The 16,527-nt window shown below is 33.6% G+C and carries 16 protein-coding genes; 10 read left to right on the top strand and 6 right to left on the bottom strand.

The genetic code is table 11. From position 1 onward, the window contains the following. The first annotated feature begins 96 nt into the window (after positions 1-96). The 6 genes from ACH2CJ_RS16890 (at position 97) to ACH2CJ_RS16865 (ending at position 3,362) form a co-directional block, all read left to right on the top strand. A complete protein-coding gene (locus ACH2CJ_RS16890) occupies positions 97-468 on the top strand; it encodes a helix-turn-helix domain-containing protein (RefSeq protein WP_394994267.1) in 372 nt (123 codons plus the stop codon). Positions 469-586: 118 nt separating this feature from the next. Further along, positions 587-814 carry a DUF6088 family protein gene (locus tag ACH2CJ_RS16885; RefSeq protein ID WP_394994265.1) on the top strand — a complete coding sequence of 76 codons (228 nt, stop codon included), beginning with the start codon at positions 587-589 and terminating at the stop codon, positions 812-814. Between the two features lie 2 nt (positions 815-816). Then, the gene (locus ACH2CJ_RS16880) at positions 817-1,245 is read left to right on the top strand and encodes a hypothetical protein (protein ID WP_394994263.1); all 429 of its coding nucleotides are present in this window, start codon (positions 817-819) and stop codon (positions 1,243-1,245) included. Positions 1,246-1,544: 299 nt separating this feature from the next. After that, positions 1,545-2,291 carry a DUF6577 family protein gene (locus ACH2CJ_RS16875; RefSeq protein WP_394994260.1) on the top strand — a complete coding sequence of 249 codons (747 nt, stop codon included), beginning with the start codon at positions 1,545-1,547 and terminating at the stop codon, positions 2,289-2,291. A 6-nt stretch (positions 2,292-2,297) separates the two neighbouring features. Then, on the top strand, positions 2,298-3,035 hold the full coding sequence (locus ACH2CJ_RS16870) for a nucleotidyl transferase AbiEii/AbiGii toxin family protein (RefSeq protein ID WP_394994257.1): 738 nt from the start codon (positions 2,298-2,300) through the stop codon (positions 3,033-3,035). A 3-nt stretch (positions 3,036-3,038) separates the two neighbouring features. Continuing rightward, positions 3,039-3,362, top strand: a complete 324-nt coding sequence (locus ACH2CJ_RS16865) for a hypothetical protein (protein WP_394994254.1) — start codon at positions 3,039-3,041, stop codon at positions 3,360-3,362. Between the two features lie 288 nt (positions 3,363-3,650). Here the strand turns inward: ACH2CJ_RS16865 and ACH2CJ_RS16860 are convergent, their stop codons facing one another. The 3 genes from ACH2CJ_RS16860 to ACH2CJ_RS16850 all read right to left on the bottom strand — a co-directional run bounded on the left by ACH2CJ_RS16860 (position 3,651) and on the right by ACH2CJ_RS16850 (position 7,224). Next, on the bottom strand, positions 3,651-5,027 hold the full coding sequence (locus ACH2CJ_RS16860; protein WP_394994251.1) for a tyrosine-type recombinase/integrase: 1,377 nt from the start codon (positions 5,025-5,027) through the stop codon (positions 3,651-3,653). 342 nt (positions 5,028-5,369) lie between these two features. Beyond that, positions 5,370-6,392 carry an SPASM domain-containing protein gene (locus tag ACH2CJ_RS16855; RefSeq protein WP_394994248.1) on the bottom strand — a complete coding sequence of 341 codons (1,023 nt, stop codon included), beginning with the start codon at positions 6,390-6,392 and terminating at the stop codon, positions 5,370-5,372. Between the two features lie 511 nt (positions 6,393-6,903). Further along, positions 6,904-7,224: a c-type cytochrome gene (locus ACH2CJ_RS16850; RefSeq protein ID WP_394994246.1), complete on the bottom strand. Its 321-nt coding sequence runs from the start codon at positions 7,222-7,224 to the stop codon at positions 6,904-6,906. A gap of 260 nt (positions 7,225-7,484) precedes the next feature. On the opposite strand from ACH2CJ_RS16850, the gene ACH2CJ_RS16845 reads away from it, so the two are divergent. The 3 genes from ACH2CJ_RS16845 (at position 7,485) to ACH2CJ_RS16835 (ending at position 12,511) form a co-directional block, all read left to right on the top strand. Further along, the gene (locus ACH2CJ_RS16845) at positions 7,485-9,509 is read left to right on the top strand and encodes an OmpA family protein (protein ID WP_394994243.1); all 2,025 of its coding nucleotides are present in this window, start codon (positions 7,485-7,487) and stop codon (positions 9,507-9,509) included. A gap of 96 nt (positions 9,510-9,605) precedes the next feature. Further along, entirely contained in the window at positions 9,606-11,294 is a 1,689-nt protein-coding gene (locus tag ACH2CJ_RS16840; RefSeq protein WP_394994241.1) for a hypothetical protein, read from the top strand. 119 nt (positions 11,295-11,413) lie between these two features. Continuing rightward, positions 11,414-12,511 carry an acyltransferase family protein gene (locus ACH2CJ_RS16835; RefSeq protein WP_394994238.1) on the top strand — a complete coding sequence of 366 codons (1,098 nt, stop codon included), beginning with the start codon at positions 11,414-11,416 and terminating at the stop codon, positions 12,509-12,511. Position 12,512: 1 nt separating this feature from the next. Here ACH2CJ_RS16835 and ACH2CJ_RS16830 read toward each other — a convergent pair whose 3' ends face one another. The 3 genes from ACH2CJ_RS16830 to ACH2CJ_RS16820 all read right to left on the bottom strand — a co-directional run bounded on the left by ACH2CJ_RS16830 (position 12,513) and on the right by ACH2CJ_RS16820 (position 15,433). Then, positions 12,513-13,787, bottom strand: a complete 1,275-nt coding sequence (locus ACH2CJ_RS16830; RefSeq protein ID WP_394994235.1) for a T9SS type A sorting domain-containing protein — start codon at positions 13,785-13,787, stop codon at positions 12,513-12,515. 170 nt (positions 13,788-13,957) lie between these two features. Continuing rightward, positions 13,958-14,707 carry an SPOR domain-containing protein gene (locus ACH2CJ_RS16825; protein WP_394994233.1) on the bottom strand — a complete coding sequence of 250 codons (750 nt, stop codon included), beginning with the start codon at positions 14,705-14,707 and terminating at the stop codon, positions 13,958-13,960. 159 nt (positions 14,708-14,866) lie between these two features. After that, positions 14,867-15,433 carry an SPOR domain-containing protein gene (locus tag ACH2CJ_RS16820; RefSeq protein ID WP_394994230.1) on the bottom strand — a complete coding sequence of 189 codons (567 nt, stop codon included), beginning with the start codon at positions 15,431-15,433 and terminating at the stop codon, positions 14,867-14,869. A gap of 252 nt (positions 15,434-15,685) precedes the next feature. Between ACH2CJ_RS16820 and ACH2CJ_RS16815 the strand changes: the two genes are divergently transcribed. Continuing rightward, the coding region (locus ACH2CJ_RS16815; RefSeq protein WP_394994227.1) for a maltotransferase domain-containing protein at positions 15,686-16,527 on the top strand (842 nt) is incomplete at its 3' end.

Genomic DNA, 16,527 nt, shown 5'->3' with positions numbered 1-16,527 from the left:
TATTACGTATATATTTATTTTGTATAAATATATTATTTAATACATTATTAAGAATAATATTAACCCAAATAGTTACTTAAAAAGCCCAAATTTAGAATGATTCCAAATAATACTAACGTAAAAGACCGCCTCAAAGAGTTGAGAGGTGAACTTACACAAGCCGCATTTGCCGAGAAATTTGGTGTGGTAGCCGTCACAATTTCGCAAATTGAAAAAGGCAAGCAAAACCCAAGTTGGGATTTAGCTTTAAGGATTTGTGAAGAGTTTAATTGTTCGATGGATTGGCTACAAGGACGCTCAGAAACAAGACAAATTCAAGTTTTCGCACCTGATGCCTATAAAGATAAATACTACGAACAATTAGAAAAAAATAATGCTTTGAAGGATAAAATCATACAATTGCAGGAGCGATTACTGGCTTTTAGCTTCAATAAGAATTTTGCAAAAAGTGAGGATAAGGATGTGTAGCCTATATGTAATAATTAGTGACAAAATTATTCAACACAAATAATATTCGCAAATAATGTCCAGTTTATTTGCAAATAAACTGGACATTCAACTACCTTAGTAGAGTAGAAAGAATTATATGAAAACCACCGAATACATAAAAACAAAGATTGATAAGTTACCCAAAGGGTATGTATTCACTTATAATGATTTTTTGTCAGAGCCGACTAACAGAGAGGCCATTATTAAAGCTCTTAATCGTATGGCTATTGCTGGTAAAATAGCTAAATTATCGAAAGGTAAATTTTATAAAGCTGAAAATACAGTATTTGGTAAACTGCAACCCAATCAATTTTCAATCAATTAGGATTGACCACACAAGTCAGTAATACGATACAAATTGCTAAAAATGACATACGCCCTACTTTTAATCGAGAATACTACACTATTACATTTATCAAACAAAAAAATACTATAACAAAAGAGAATATCCCACTGTTACAAATCCTTGATGTGATTCGTTACATCAAGAAAATTCCTGATTCAAGTACCGTACAAGTATGTAAGCGGATGGTTTCTATTCTCAAAACACTGACTATTGAAGATAAATCTACTTTGGTAAGGTTGGCTCAAAAATATTCGCCAGCCACGAGAGCTTTATTAGGGGCATTTTTAGAGGAATTAGGAGATATTTCTTTAACTACGGCTTTAAAAAAGTCATTAAACCCGATTACTCAATATAAACTTTCAGGCATCAATAAAGTATTGTCTAATACTGAAAAATGGAATATAAAATGATATTACACCGAAATAGATGAATTAAAACGTAACAATTACTTATGTGGGAATTATTTAAAGAAAAGTCAAAAATCACTCCGACATAAGTAAGATGTTACTCTTCCAAATTATAAATCACTGAGCCGATCCGCACAAAAGGCATTCCGATAAATATCGGGACAACGACAACATTCAGAAAAAGGAAACGGTCTATGAGTCTTTTCTAAATGTATTTTATTTGAAATATCGGCACTAAAATACATTTGTTGCCAATATTTTATTTATTACCTTTGCAATCAAATCTACTCATTTAGTAAATAATGGCACATTATCAGTTAAAATATGATGATTTAGCACCACTTTTTCTTATAAAAAAAGAAGTGGAAATGCATGATATTGATAAGTATTTAAGCCATAACCTGAATATCAAGGACGAACGAATCAGTTATATCAGATATAAGTTATTGAAAGAAGGGATTATCGAACGAACAGGATACAAGAAATATAGTATCAGAAACAATCGAACTGATTATATTCCAGATCTTAACGAACTTACTCAAAAAATTTATTCGCTAATTAAACAGAAAAAACCATTTTTAAAATGTTGTATTTGGCGAACTTCTGCACTAAATGAATTCACAAGACACCAAGCTGGAAAGTTTATGATAATGGTAGAAGTTGAAAGGTTAGGTGTAGAAGCTGTTTTTGATGTATTGAGGGATAAATATGAAAATGTTTTTCTAAATCCTGCTGACAAAGAAATAGATTTCTATATTTCGGCTTTAGATGAAGCCATTGTAATTATTCCATTAGTTTCGGAAGCTCCAACGCAAGAAGTCGATCAAATAGAGACGATAACGATAGAAAAATTATTGGTTGATATTTTGTCAGAAGAAAAACTATATCAATCGGCACAAAGTGAGCGTTCAAGAATCATTTTTGAAGCCAACTCGAAATATACAATCAATATGAATAAGCTATTACGTTATGCAAGTCGAAGGCGAAAAAAAAAATTTATTGAACAAAAAATTAAAGAGGTTTTGGCAAAAGAGTATATAGAGAAATAAAAAAGTATGATTGATAAAAACACAACACTTTCATTAAATTGGCTAAGTAAAGTTGCGAAAGAATATCCTAAATCGGATATTTCTTTGATAGAGAAAACCGTTCGGGCATTGGTATTATTAGAAGGATTGCAGATGAGTGGTCTAAACTTTGTCTTTAAGGGCGGAACAGCTCTCATGCTGATGCAGCAAGATAACCCAAAAAGATTATCAATTGACATTGATATAATTGTACCACAAATTCCAAATAACCTTAATGAGGTTTTAACAACGATTGTAGTGCCACAGGGGTTTAGTCATTTTGAGGGACAAAATAGGGTAACATCATCATCAATCGAAAAGGGGCATTATAAATTCTTTTTTGCCCCTATCTATCAAACTAACAGAAAAGAAGATTATATCATGTTAGATATACTTTTCGAGGATATTCCTTACCAAAATGTTATTGAAACACCATTAAAATCGCCATTTATTAATACAAATGATAAGCCTTTGATGATTAAGACACCATCATTTGAAGGTATCTTAGGTGATAAAATGACCGCTTTTGCTCCAAACACAACTGGAATTCCTTATACCAAGGGCAATGATAACAAAAGCATGGAAATCATCAAACAGCTATTCGACATTGGAAATATATTTGATGAAGTTTCAGAAACGGCAATTATTAGAGATACTTTCAATCGTTTGGCAATAGTCGAGGCAAAATATAGAAACCTTGACATTAACCCACATGATGTTTTATAAGATATGTATCAAACCGTTTTATGTATGGCAGTGAGGGGACAAGATGGAAATTGCCAATTTGAAAACCTTTTGAGTGGAATTAATCAACTCAAACAATACATTATTTCTGAAAATTTTACATTTGAAAAATCTATCTCAATTACTGGTAAAATAGCCTACTTAACTCGACTATTAGGTAACAATATCAATAAAATTGATAAATTTGATCCACAAATTGATTTGAAAAACTTACTTATAACACAGCCACATAATACCAAATTAAACAAACTCAAAAAAACAAGTCCTGTTGCTTTTTGGTACTGGTGGTGTGCAATACAAAATGTTTGAGTCGAATAGTTTTAATCAATCGAAGGATTTTTTACCTAAAAAAGATATTGAATAAAAAAAAAGAACGCTTCTTTTTGGCGAGAAATTTAAGAATGTTATTTAAAACCCTGCGTAACCCTTATCCAAGCATCAAACGATTTACAATCAGTTAGCTACTTGGATAAAAGTTACTTTCTCCTAATTCACAAATCACTGAGCCGACCCGCACAAAAGGCACATTGCCAGCTTGCAGAAAAAGCAAACTGTCAAAGAGCCTTTTCATCTACGCACCTGCGAACCATCTTTTTCTCAAATGAGAGCCTTCAAATATCCTTGCACTTGTTCGTCTTCAAACGAGCCTAAATATGCTTCTGTTGTGGCGATATTTGAATGTCCTAATGATTGACTAATAAATGGAATCGGAGCGTCACTTCTTAATAAAATTGTTGCGAAAGAATGTCGGGCGTGGTAGGTATTTACCTCACCCTCGATGCCTAATTTTTCGGCAATACGATTGACCCATTTGTTTGTGATTTTTATCACTTGATGAATAGTTGCTTTTTTGTTTCGTTCATCCATCGCCTGATTTACGAAGGGAAAAAGGTAGGCATCTTGACTTTTATCTTTATTTCCCCAACGCTCGATAATTTCAAAACTTTCAGGGAATAGAGTAACAGTTATTTTCTTTTGGTCAGATTTCTTACTATTGGCAGTCTTCTTTCTTATGAATTTTACTTGATTTCCATTTACGTCCCCCCACATAAGACGACAAATATCCGAGAAATTCATGCCATTTGAAAGGTAACTAAAAATCCACAAATCTCGGCTTCGTTGCTCAAAGCTATTTGGCGGTGCATCGTAAGCCATAATTTTTTTTACTTCTTCTTTGGTTAGTGCCTTTTTCTCGTTTCGTCCAGAAGGTATTACGTAGCCTTTTTGAGTAAATGGGTATAAATCTCGGTTTACAATACCCTTTCCAATTGCTCCATTGTAAATAGTACGAAGTTGCCGTAAATAGATACCCACAGTTGTTTGACTTGCAGGCGTAGCTACTCCCCCACTCTTTTGAGCCATTTTACCAAATTTAAGCATCCATTTTTCATATTTTAGAAGAAAAATGGGAGTAATATGAATAAAATCTAAAAAAGAGGGTTCTATCTTATTTTTATTCAAAATGGGCAATTTTAGTTCAAATCGTTCGTCGTTATTCAGTGATGTAAGAAACCTTTTTAAAGAATTGGCAACTGTCTGATAGAGGTATGCACTTGAAATTCTATCATTTTTTGACATATCTTTTGATTTAATCTCAAGAGCAATAAGTATATTATTGGTTTCCTTATTACTTAGTTCAACGCTTTCAGTAGGTTTACTGAACAGGTACTTAAAGTCTTCAAATGTAAAGGAATCGTCTAATTTTTCAAGTATAACTTTAGCCCGTTTTAACGAACTATTCTCGCCATATAGTTGGGTGTAAAGGTCGATAAATTTGCTATCTCGCAATTTTGACGATAGCCCATTTTCATCTACATTTCTTTGCAGCTTTGCCCAATCAACGGATGATACTTTTATTCCAGTAGTGTAAAGCTTTTGTTGACGTTTGAAAGTAATCAAATTTTTGACCATACCAATACCCTCAATTGTCATTTGTCGGGTATCTAAAAAGAGCTTAACGGTTGCTAATGCCATGATGTTTATGGGATAAATATGTAGTTCTATATGCAATACAATATGCAATACAATATGCAATACAAAGGTACTCAATCAACCTCGAACAAGCATTAACAAGCGAAGATAAAGGTCAAAAAAGGGCTATTTTTAGTAAAAAAAGCTATAAAACGTATATAAAAGGGGGTAGTATAAGGTAAGTTTATATAACTGTTAATCAGAGGGTCCTTGGTTCGAGCCCAAGTTCGAGAGCAGAGTTAAAAGCCTTATAATCGACTGATTATAAGGCTTTTTTAGTTTTATTTTTCTCCAACAATTCCCCTTATAAACATTTCGAAGATATTTGCAAAGCATGATTTGTGGCTACCCCCAAACTTTCGTACCTTCGGTGCAGTTTTTACACATTTCAATTTCAGCACGAGAATCTGTAAGAGATTTCCTGAAATGTTTGTAAGGTTCGCTTTGCCAAACCTCTTTGAAAGATTTCCTTTTCAAATCACCCAAACGATATTCTGCATCTTTATCAAAACAACAAGGTACTACTAAACCGTCCCAAGTTATGACGCATGAATGCCACATTTTCCAACAATGGTCGAGTAATTTGTTTTTAATTCTATAAGAGCCATCAGTATTTTTTTTGTAACGAGAATACTTATCAATACTCGGAATGAGAGCAGAACCATCTTGATAATCATAAATCTGTGCGGTTTTGAAGCCAACCTCATCAACGCCGATTTCATTGGCTAATTTTCTCACATCTTCCAATTGATGTTCGTTAGGTTTTACAACCAAAAACTGAAAAATCACATGAGGGGTATTAGATTTTAATTCTTTTTTCCAACGTAAAACATTCTTCGTCCCTTCAATTACTTTTTCTAAATTTCCTCCTACTCTATATTGCTCATAAACTTCCTGCGTTGTACCATCAATCGAAATAATCATGCGGTCTAAACCTGACTCTACCGTTTTCCTTGCATTTTCATCATTCAGATAATGAGCATTGGTAGAAGTTGCGGTATAAATACCTTTTTTAGAAGCATATTTTACTAAATCAAGGAATTTTGGATGCAAATAGGGTTCGCCTTGAAAGTAAAAAATTAGGTATAATAAAGTTTCTGAAAGTTCATCAATAGTTTGTTTGAAGAGGTTTTCTTGTAACATGCCCGTCGGACGAGTAAAGTTTCTTAAACCACTCGGACATTCGGGGCAACGCAAATTACAAGAAGTTGTGGGTTCAATAGAGATAGAAATGGGTAGCCCTCGATGAATAGAATTACCAGTAATTTTCGATTCTATATAACTCGAAACGTTCTTCAAAGCATTCCACGCTCGTTTGGGTGTAACTTTAGAAAAAAAATTTAAGCCATCTTGAATGTTTCTATTCATTTTTCTCTCCTATATCTAAAAAAATTAAAACTCAAATGAGATAATTTAACTCCAACAAAGGTACGAAATTGTAAGAGAGCGTTTCATATTTAAAAAACTAATATCGATTTTATAGTAAATGTACTCAACGGCTGATACAAACATTATCTAAAGGATAAAAGCTGGAAGCCACGCTATAAAAATTTACCAATATATTAAAAACCTTGTACCTTTATAAGTTAAAAAAAATAAATTTCAAAATGCACCATGTGCTAAATATTTTCAGAAATGATAACAAACAATGGTATAATTTCGACTTATAATTTCCCAGATTATTGACTAAAATCATCAATGGTTTTTGCCAAACATTCTAAATATTTAGCCGACAAATTTTCAGTCATTAAGTCGTAAAATCGATCACCAAAAGAAAAATGCAAACTCATTAAAAGTAAGAATTTTGGAGTAGAAAGCAAAAAACCTCAGTCAGATTTAATTCTCACAGAGGTTTTTTTTGTACCAAATGATATAATACTTACTTTTTCAAACTAGTAATCCACTTTGCAATTGTTAAAGCCTCATCTTCTGGAATATTTGGTAATGCTGCCATTGGGATATAACCAGGCCAATTTGAAGGAACTGGTTTTTTTATCAATGCTACAATTTGTTCAGGCTTGTATTTCTTCTTTGCAACATCTTTGTAAGCTGGGCCGATTAACTTAACATCTACTTTATGGCAAGCCAAACAAGTGTTTTTTTGTAATAATTTTTCAATATTAGGTGGAATTTTCGTTTGTGCTTTCGATACTGAGACAATAGCCAATACAACCGCAAAGGTTAAGAGTGTTTTTTTCATTTTACTATCAAATGTTTAATATAAATTACAAGTCGTAGAAGAAATCTTCCGCTAAATTCGTAAACAAAACGTAAGAATGAAAGTTTTTGTTGAGTTTTTAGACGATTATTTTGTTAATAAAACGTTAAATGAATTTTTCTGTTCGTAAAATCATTTTATCCCTACGAAAACCTCCGAAATTTTGATAGTCTAACAAATTTGCATTACTTTCGCTTTCACACAAAAGAAAAGTAGAAACCAAGTATTTTGTTTCGTTTGTTATGAAAAAAGCATACCTACTATTTATTTCTCTCATCACTTTAAATGCCTCAGCCCAAACAGTCAATTGGGCAAGTAAAGTATTAGGGTTTTCATCTGAGAGAACTGAGCCAATTAATCAAGGTCCACAATACCGAGCAATGCAGGTTTTAGGAACGCCAAACAAACTTCCACAAACTGGCGAGAGTGTGTGTGCGTGGTCGCCTTCAGGTGCCGATACTTATGCAGAAGAATATATAAAGGTAGGTTTCGATAAACCTATAAAAACAAGGCAAATTTGTATTGGCGAAAACCTCAATCCAGGAGCAGTAGTGAGAATTTTAGCTTATGACTCTACTGATAAAGAATACCTAATTCACGAAAACAAAGAAGATGGGCCAACCGTAAAAGGAAGAATGTGGAACGTGGTTGTGCCGCAAACCGAATATACAGTTTATGCCATAAAAATCGTTGTTGCTCCTTCAAAAACACCAGGTTATAATCAAATTGATGCCATTGGTATTTCGGAAGTAGATTTTCCTTATGAAGCAAAAATTAATATTGCCAAAAATATGCCCAAAGAAATCTTGAAAGAGAATTTGGGTAAAACAGTCAATTCAAAAGTTAGAGAGGTTGCTCCTATCATTACACCCGACGGAAAAATCTTGTTCTTTACAAGAGAAGGACATGACATGAACATTGGAAAAGTTAAAAAACAAGATGTTTGGTTTTCAAAATTTCAAGCGGATGGTACTTGGGGAGAAGCTGAAAATATAAAAGACCCCATCAATACTGATGAGCATAATGCTGTTTCGACCATTTCGGCAGATGGAAAAACACTCTATTTGGTCAATATTTATATGCCCGACGGCACATATCGTCCAGGTCTGTCAAGGTCAAAACGTACTCGTTTAGGCTGGGAGTTTCCAAAAGAAGTTAAAATCACCGATTATTACAACATTAATAGTTACACTGAATTTTCATTAGCTCCCAATGGAAAAGTTTTGATAATGGCTTGTCAGCGAAAAGATAGTCGTGGTGGCAAAGATTTATATGTTTCATTTCTGAAAGGTGATGTTTGGTCGAGACCTATCAATATGGGGCCGAATATAAATACTGCCGAGAATGAAAGCACACCTTTTGTGGGTGCAGATTCTAAAACTATTTATTTTTCAACTCCAGGTTTTGCAGGATATGGTGACAATGATATTTTTCTGAGCCGCCGTTTAGACAGTACTTGGACGAATTGGAGCGAACCCGAAAATCTTGGAAATTTAATAAATACTGCCAAATGGGATGGTTATTTTACAATTCCTGCCTCTGGTGAATATGCGTATTTGAGTTCAGAAGAAAGATCGATTGGTGGAGAAGATATTTTCAGAATCAAACTTTTTCCATCAATAAAACCTGACCCTGTTGCCATTATTTCTGGAACAGTTGTTAATGCTTTTGACAAAAAGCCTATCGCCGCCGACGTAGTGATGGAATTATTAAATGACAGTACAACCAAAGATAGAATTGTGGCAGAATTTGACCCTGAAACGGGTGAATACAAAATGGTTGTTCCGCTAAAAAAATCATATAGTTTGAATGCGTCAAAAAAAGGTTTTATTAGCATCAGCGAAAACCTGGATTTAACAAAAGATAGCCGTTTTAGAGAAATAAGAAAGAATATCAATCTAATTCCTGTCAAAGAAGGGCAAACGATGGTCTTAAACAATTTGTTTTTTAACCAAAGTAAATATGACATTCTCCCCGCATCATTTCCAGAATTGAACAGAATTATTGAGTTGATGCAAGAATACCCTGCAATGGAAGTAACTATTGAAGGACATACCGATGGTAGCGATGATAATATGCTGTTAAATGTGAAACTTTCGCAAGATAGAGCCAATGAGGTGAAAAAATACTTTGTTGCCACAGGTAGAATTGACCCTAAACGTATCCAAACTAAAGGTTGGGGACAGTCAAAACCTATCGCCAGCAATGCAACCGAAGAAACCCGCAAGAAAAATCGTAGGGTGGAATTTACAATCTTTAAATTATAAATAGTCACTACTCAGTGGTTCACAAGTCAATATTTTTTATTACTCACAGTCGTCTTATGAATTAGATTTGTGTAAAAACTGACACTTAAACTCAAAATGTGGCAATCTTTCTCCATAAAAAACATACTTATTTTTTCTTTAATTCTAACCCCAATTGTATTTTTTGGGTACATTTTCGAGAAATATGCCATCAATATTCCACACTGGGATGATTTTGCTGTAAGAAATTCACTCGCCAGCTACTTAAATAGTAATTCACCTACTGAAAAAATTAAAATTCTCTTCGCTCAACACAACGAACACCGAATTTTTCTGACACGATTGGCTGCACTTCTGATTTACGAAGTAAAAGGAACACTCAACTTAAAATGGCTCATGTATATGGGCAACTTTAGCTTAATTGGCATTCTTGTTCTATTTTTTAAAATATCAAAAAAATACAGTTTTATTCTACTTTCATTAGCACCTATTTCCTTTCTAATTTTCAATGTAGGTTTATATGAAAACACTTTTTGGGGAATGGCTTCAATTCAAAACTTTGGTGTAATTTTCCTGGCTTTTTTAACCTTTTATTGGCTTGTTTTTTCAGTTGAAAAGCAAAAAATTAAATACTTTTACTTTTCATTATTTTCTTGTTTTTTGGGCATTTTTACAAGTTATAATGGTATCGTCATACCAATTATTGGATTATTTATTTTGCTATTTCAACAACGAAAACAAGTTGTTTTTATATGGGTAGGTAGTTGTTTTGTCTTTTTAACAAGTTATTTTTATAGTTTTTTACAAAACCCAGAAAAAGCCTCAAAAACGGACTTTTCTCATCCTCAATTATTATTAAAAGGACTTTTTGCTACAATCGGTAATGGTATTGATTTGTCATTTATTTTATCTGACAAACACATTGATTTATCAATGGCTATAGGTGTCTTTTTGGTGGTTTTTATAGCAATATTTACCTATATAGTAATCTTTAAAAAATACAATTTAGCTAATAAAACAAATGATTTATTTTTATTGGCTTGTCTGGGATTTTTAGCAATTACTTGTGTTGGCATTGTTTTGGCACGCATCTCTTTTGGATTTGGTACTTTATTGACCAGCAAATACAAAATTTATTCGATTCTGATTCTGTCTATTTTCTATTTCGTTGCTCTACAATCTTTGTCCGAAAATCGAAAAAACAACTTTATTTATATGTCAATTTTAGGTGCTATTATTTTCAATATTTATACATATATCGCTGACTATCAAAACATTATATATTTACGACAAGAGCGTATCACCGACCAATTTAAGCAGCAATACAGCGATAAAGATTTTCCAAAAAATGGACTTGCAGCAAAATTGCAACAACCCGTAGCTATATTTTATACGGATATTGTTGACAAAATTTTGCAAACTAATGATTCTGTAAAAACGAATATTAACATCACTGAAAACGAAACAAGTTTCAGATTGGAAGAAAAGCAAAATGGCAAAATATTGGACTTAACTTCAGCGGATGCTGGGCAGTATTTTATCTTAAAATCTACCGAAAAAGTTTATTTATTTCCTACTCAAACTATCCCCATTAATAAAAAAGTCTATATGAATAGTAGTTTTTTAGTGGAAAATCGCTTGCCACTCAGTAGCTTTGTAGCCGAAATTACTAAGTTTTATATACAATCAGGCAAATATCAGATTGGCAAAGTATTAGTTGAGAATGACACAAAAACTGTAATATTTACCACCCAAACTATTGATATTCAGACAGTTGAGAAAGAAAAACCTAAGCAAAACTGGTAAAATGATTTACTATTTAGAGAAAATTCATTTCTCATTTTTTAGTTTAGTCTCTATCAAAATACTTTCTTTCTAATCCACATATCTAATTATCAAATACTTACCACTTTTTAGCAAAACGAATGATAAAAACACCAAACACATCCTATTTAAAACAATTAGACGGACTTAGATTCATCGCTGTTACAATGGTATTGATTGACCATTGGTCGGGCGATGCCTTGGGTTTTCCGATAAGTTATTTGGGTGTTTGTATGTTTTTTGTGTTAAGCGGTTTTCTTATCACTCGAATTTTGTTGCAGGCTAAAGAAAAAGATGAAACTTTGCAGCGGTCGCATGGTTTTTCGTTAAAGCAATTTTTTATCCGCCGAACAGTCAGAATTTTTCCGATTTATTACCTTACAATTTTCGTTTTGTTTCTAATAAATGAACCGCCTATTCGAGAAAAAATTTGGTGGTATCTCACTTATTCGACCAATATTTACATTGCTATTAAGCAAACTTGGCTTGGTTCGAGCGACCATTTGTGGTCGTTGGCAGTTGAAGAGCAGTTTTATTTGTTTTTTCCATTTATCATTTTTTTCACTCCTATTCGCTATTTGACTAAGATTCTATTCGGTTTTATTGGTTTTTCGGTACTTTTACGTTTATTTTTCTTTCTCAACGGCACGGCTTGGATGACTCCATACGTGCTGATGCCTACGTGTTTAGATGCTTTTGGCATCGGTGGCTTGCTGGCTTATTTCTTTTTTAATAAAAATGAAAAATTTAAAGCATTTATCACCAATAAATTTTGGTTGGCACTGAGTTTGATTTTGTATGTAGGAATAGTCATTTGGGGAAAACAATTTCCAGAAGGACATAATATCATTACAGTGGTTTTTCTTAGACTTTTTGAGTCTTTTTTCTCCCTTCTTATGGTTGGAAATGCTGCATACAGTTTTGGCGGAGTTACGAAAGTTATTTTAGAAAACAGTATCAGCGTTTATTTGGGAAGGATTAGTTATGGTATTTATATTTACCATAAATTTATTTACAATGCCTATCATTCTTCGCCATCGCATCCAATCGTTCGAGTGCTTAATAAACTACCAGTCATTGCAGAGAATTTACCTTTAAAAATTATTTTTCTTTACTTAATTACCATTGCAGTAGCAACTGTTTCTTGGTTTTTGATTGAAAAACCGATCAATCTTTGGAAAGAGAAATTTGGATATTGAGCTATTTTACAATCTTCTTAACCGTAATCCTTTCGCCATCTACCACTCGAAGGAAATATATTCCTTCGCTTAATGCACGAACATCAATCACAAAAGTTTCGACTGTAACTAACTGATTTTCAATACTTTGCAAAATTATCCCATTCGAACTGAGTAGTGTAATTTTTATAGTTCGTGGCTGATGTTGTAGAGGAATTGCCACATTCAGGAAGTCTTCGGCAGGATTAGGAAAAACCTTTACTTCCATATTTTGTTCAGGAATTGATTCCGTATCAGTTACAACATAACCAATTAAACCATTGATTTGCCAACCCATTTCGTTCAAACAATTCAACAATAATTCTCCAGGAGTTTGATTAACTTCGGCAGCTCTCACACTCGGAGACATCAACGAATTAATACTTCCGGAAGGATAAGTATTCTCATCGAAATGAGAAAAACTCACACCATCTTTATAGGGTGATGGAGCATACAATCGAGGCAAAATATTAGCAAATTTATTGTTTTTCAAGCCAAAATAAAGAGCGTTGCTGGTCAATGACTTTTTTAAATCTAGTGATGGATTGCCATAAATTCCAGTATTTGTGAGCTTTATTTTTTGAGAATCCTGCATGAAAGCATCATATACATAAGCACTTCCCGACTGTCCATATTGTCCTTGAGTATCACTATTAATAACCTCCATTGAAGACGAAAACCCTAATCCATGAGCAATTTCGTGCATTGCTACTGTAATCAAATCATATTTACCAGCTTGTGCTTTTGCATCAGTTCCGTAATACCAATTTATATTGCTATTAAGTGTAACGTTAATGTCGTAATCACCTGAATTGAGGTCTTTTCCAGACAAAGCTTCTGCTAAAGGTGTGGGATACCAAATATTTGAGTACGGTGCATTGGTAAAATTTTTAAAGATACGGGTTGCTCCCGAAACGGCCAATGTGGTACTCGTAAGCGACGACCAAGTAGCTTTTATACGAATTGTTTGAGGTGAAATTAAATACTTTTCCCAAAGGGCAACTGCTTGTTGAAAGGCAATTTTGGCTGAGGCAGGAAAATCAATATAAGTCACTTCAATCTTTGATGTAGCCAACAAGCGAGCATTATTCTTTATAAAATCTTCGGGCAAGATTTGTGTAAAACTATTTTCTTCAGAAAAATGACATACAACAGGCTTCGCTGGCATTGATTCCTGAGAAAAACCAATTTGCTGAAGTAGTAGATATAAACCTATTATTGTCGAAAAACGCATCATCGAATATTTTTTGAAAATCAAAACTATCTATTAGACGAAATTTCTTGGAGAAAGATTGCACTTAAAACAAAAAAAACTCCCCTTTTTTCAAGGGGAGCAAGCTATAAATCCACCAATTTATAGCTTGTTTTAAAACCCTTTGCCGTCAAACAAAGGGATATTGTGAAAATTGTCTTTCCTGACAAATTTGGTTAGAACCCTTTCACAAGAGCATTATGGCCTAAAATTTCCATTTTCTTTTGGGTATCTTTGGCATTTATTTCACTATTGAAAAATCCATAAATTACACGATAAACCATTGGTTTATCGGCAGACTTACTAACTTGAATAAATACTTTTTCAATTTCTGCATCGCCTTTTTTTGCTAATTTTGTAGCAAAATCTTTTGCGGCTTTCAACTGTCCAAAGGCTGCTAACTGTAAACCATAACCAACCAATTCTTTCATTTTTCCATTCAAATCATAAACATGATTTATATCAAAGCCTTTAATTTCGGTTGTTTCTACCTCTATTTCTTTCTCTTTTATACCCTTTTTGATTGTAAGTGAAACATTGTTGGCTGTTATTGAAGTCGAAGCATCGGCAGTGGCCCAAAAACGCTCTACTTCACCATCGGATTGGAGTTCCTGTATTTTTACTTTCGTTTTGTTTGACTTTATTCCTAACTCTTCAATAGCACTTTTCGATATATTGGCTACTTTATTATTGTCAGCTGATTTTACTCGATCATTTATACGAACAATTATTGATTTTCCATTTTCAGTATTGGTCAATTGAACTTTCTTGTTGAAAGACATAGAAGCTTTCGCTTCTTTCATAACAGACAAATTTCCGATGCCAATATCATCAGAAAGACTGGCGGTAGCCTCTTGAGCTTGGACTTGATTTAAGGCGACAATTGTTAGAATCCCTCCAAACAAAGTAGTAAAATGTAATTTCATAAGTGATTATATTTTTATGGGTTTATTGTTCTTAATTTATAAGATTAAGCATTATAATTAAGCGTTGTCAAATAACGTGCCAAACCATTTAATACCCATAAAAAAAACTCACGAATTAGTTTCTCATGAGTTTTTTGGGACAAAAAATATCTCTACAAACTACCTAAATTCTTTCACAAAAGGAGAATAACCCAACGAAAGCAATGTTCTTTGTTTTTCACGGGCGGTATCATCAGACTTCAACAAACCAAAATAAACTTTATAGAAAGTTTTTTCAGTGTTATTTACTGCATAAATAAAAAGTTGACGTTTCTCAGCATAGCCTTTATAGGTTATTGATAAAGCATATTCTTTCGCTGTTGATAAGTCAGAAAAAGATGCTAATTGCAATGCATAGCCAACTAAATCCTTTCTTTCCTTGACATAAATAAAATTGTCATCAGTAAATTTAGTGATTGAAACCTCTACTTCTTTTATATTTGAAGTATTTTTAAGACCGAAATCGTCATTTTCTATCTCTTGGACAGTTATACTAGCTTTGCCAGCCCGTACCATGTCCGATTTTTCGTTTACGATCTTTGTAATAACAATAATTTTATCAGGATTCTCTTTGGGAGTGATTCCTTCGATACAAAAAGTCGAACGGTCTAAACCAATGCGGGTGTTGGCATAAGAGTAGCCGAAGCCGTAAACCGTTAAAATCGCAGAAAACAAAATTTTCTTCATATTATTTTTTGTTTGGATATGATTAAATAATAGCAAACTCCGTGCTAAACTTGTTTCTTAACAGAAAAAAAAAGAAATTTGAAAGATAATTCTTTAACCTATATATCGCTTTATGCGGTTTGATGAAACCTCTAAAACAAATGCGTTTGTGAGTTTTTTGTTTTTATAAAGTTGAATGTTTGATTTGGAACATTTTCTTCAACTTTCATTCAACAAAAACTTCCTGATTCATTTGTCCATGCTTTATTATCTATGAAAAACCATTTCCCTTTCCCTACTTCTGGGCAATGCCGAGCTGTTGTTGAACGAGTTTCACCAGAAATTGACGGCGGACGATTTGCAACCAAAGCCATAGTAAACGAAGTTATCACTGTCGAAGCCGATATAATTATTGACGGACATGATAATATTGCTGCCCGATTACTTTTCAAACACGAATCTGATAAAACTTGGAGCGAAACCATTATGTCGGACATGAGTAACGACCGTTGGGTTGGTCGATTCACTGCCAAAAAACAAGGTGTTTATACTTATACAGTTGAGGCTTGGGTGGATCACATTGCCAGTTGGCAACACGAAGTCGATTTGAAAGTACGTGACGGTCAACATTTAAAAGTTGAAATAATGCAAGGTGAGCTTTTTTTGAACGGCATGGCTAAACTCGCCAAAGGCGACGACAAAAAGGCGATTCAAGAAGCAATAAAAGCGATGAAAGCAGGATATCTCTCAGATGAAAATCGTTATGGTGAAGCAATTCAAATTGCAATGAGCGAACAAATGCACGAATGGCTTACGAAGTATCCTGAACGCCAAAATGCTTTTCGTTATAAAGAACTAAATCTTTATGTTGATAGAAAAAAAGCTGGTTTTTCAGCGTGGTATTCGATGTTTCCACGCTCGGCTTCAAGAGAAATTGGCAAACATGGAACTTTCAAAGATGTTGAAAACCTATTGCCCCGCATTTCCGAAATGGGTTTTGATGTGCTTTACCTCCCGCCTATTCACCCAATTGGAAAAACGCATCGTAAAGGAAAAAACAATACGATTCATTGTACCGAAGATGACGCGGGTGTACCTTACGGCATTGGGTCAGA

It is taken from the genome of Emticicia sp. (genome assembly GCF_043780375.1).
Classification (GTDB): domain Bacteria; phylum Bacteroidota; class Bacteroidia; order Cytophagales; family Spirosomataceae; genus Emticicia.
The sequence above is the reverse complement of the archived record's forward strand: the minus strand, read 5'-3'. Positions and strand labels throughout refer to the sequence as shown.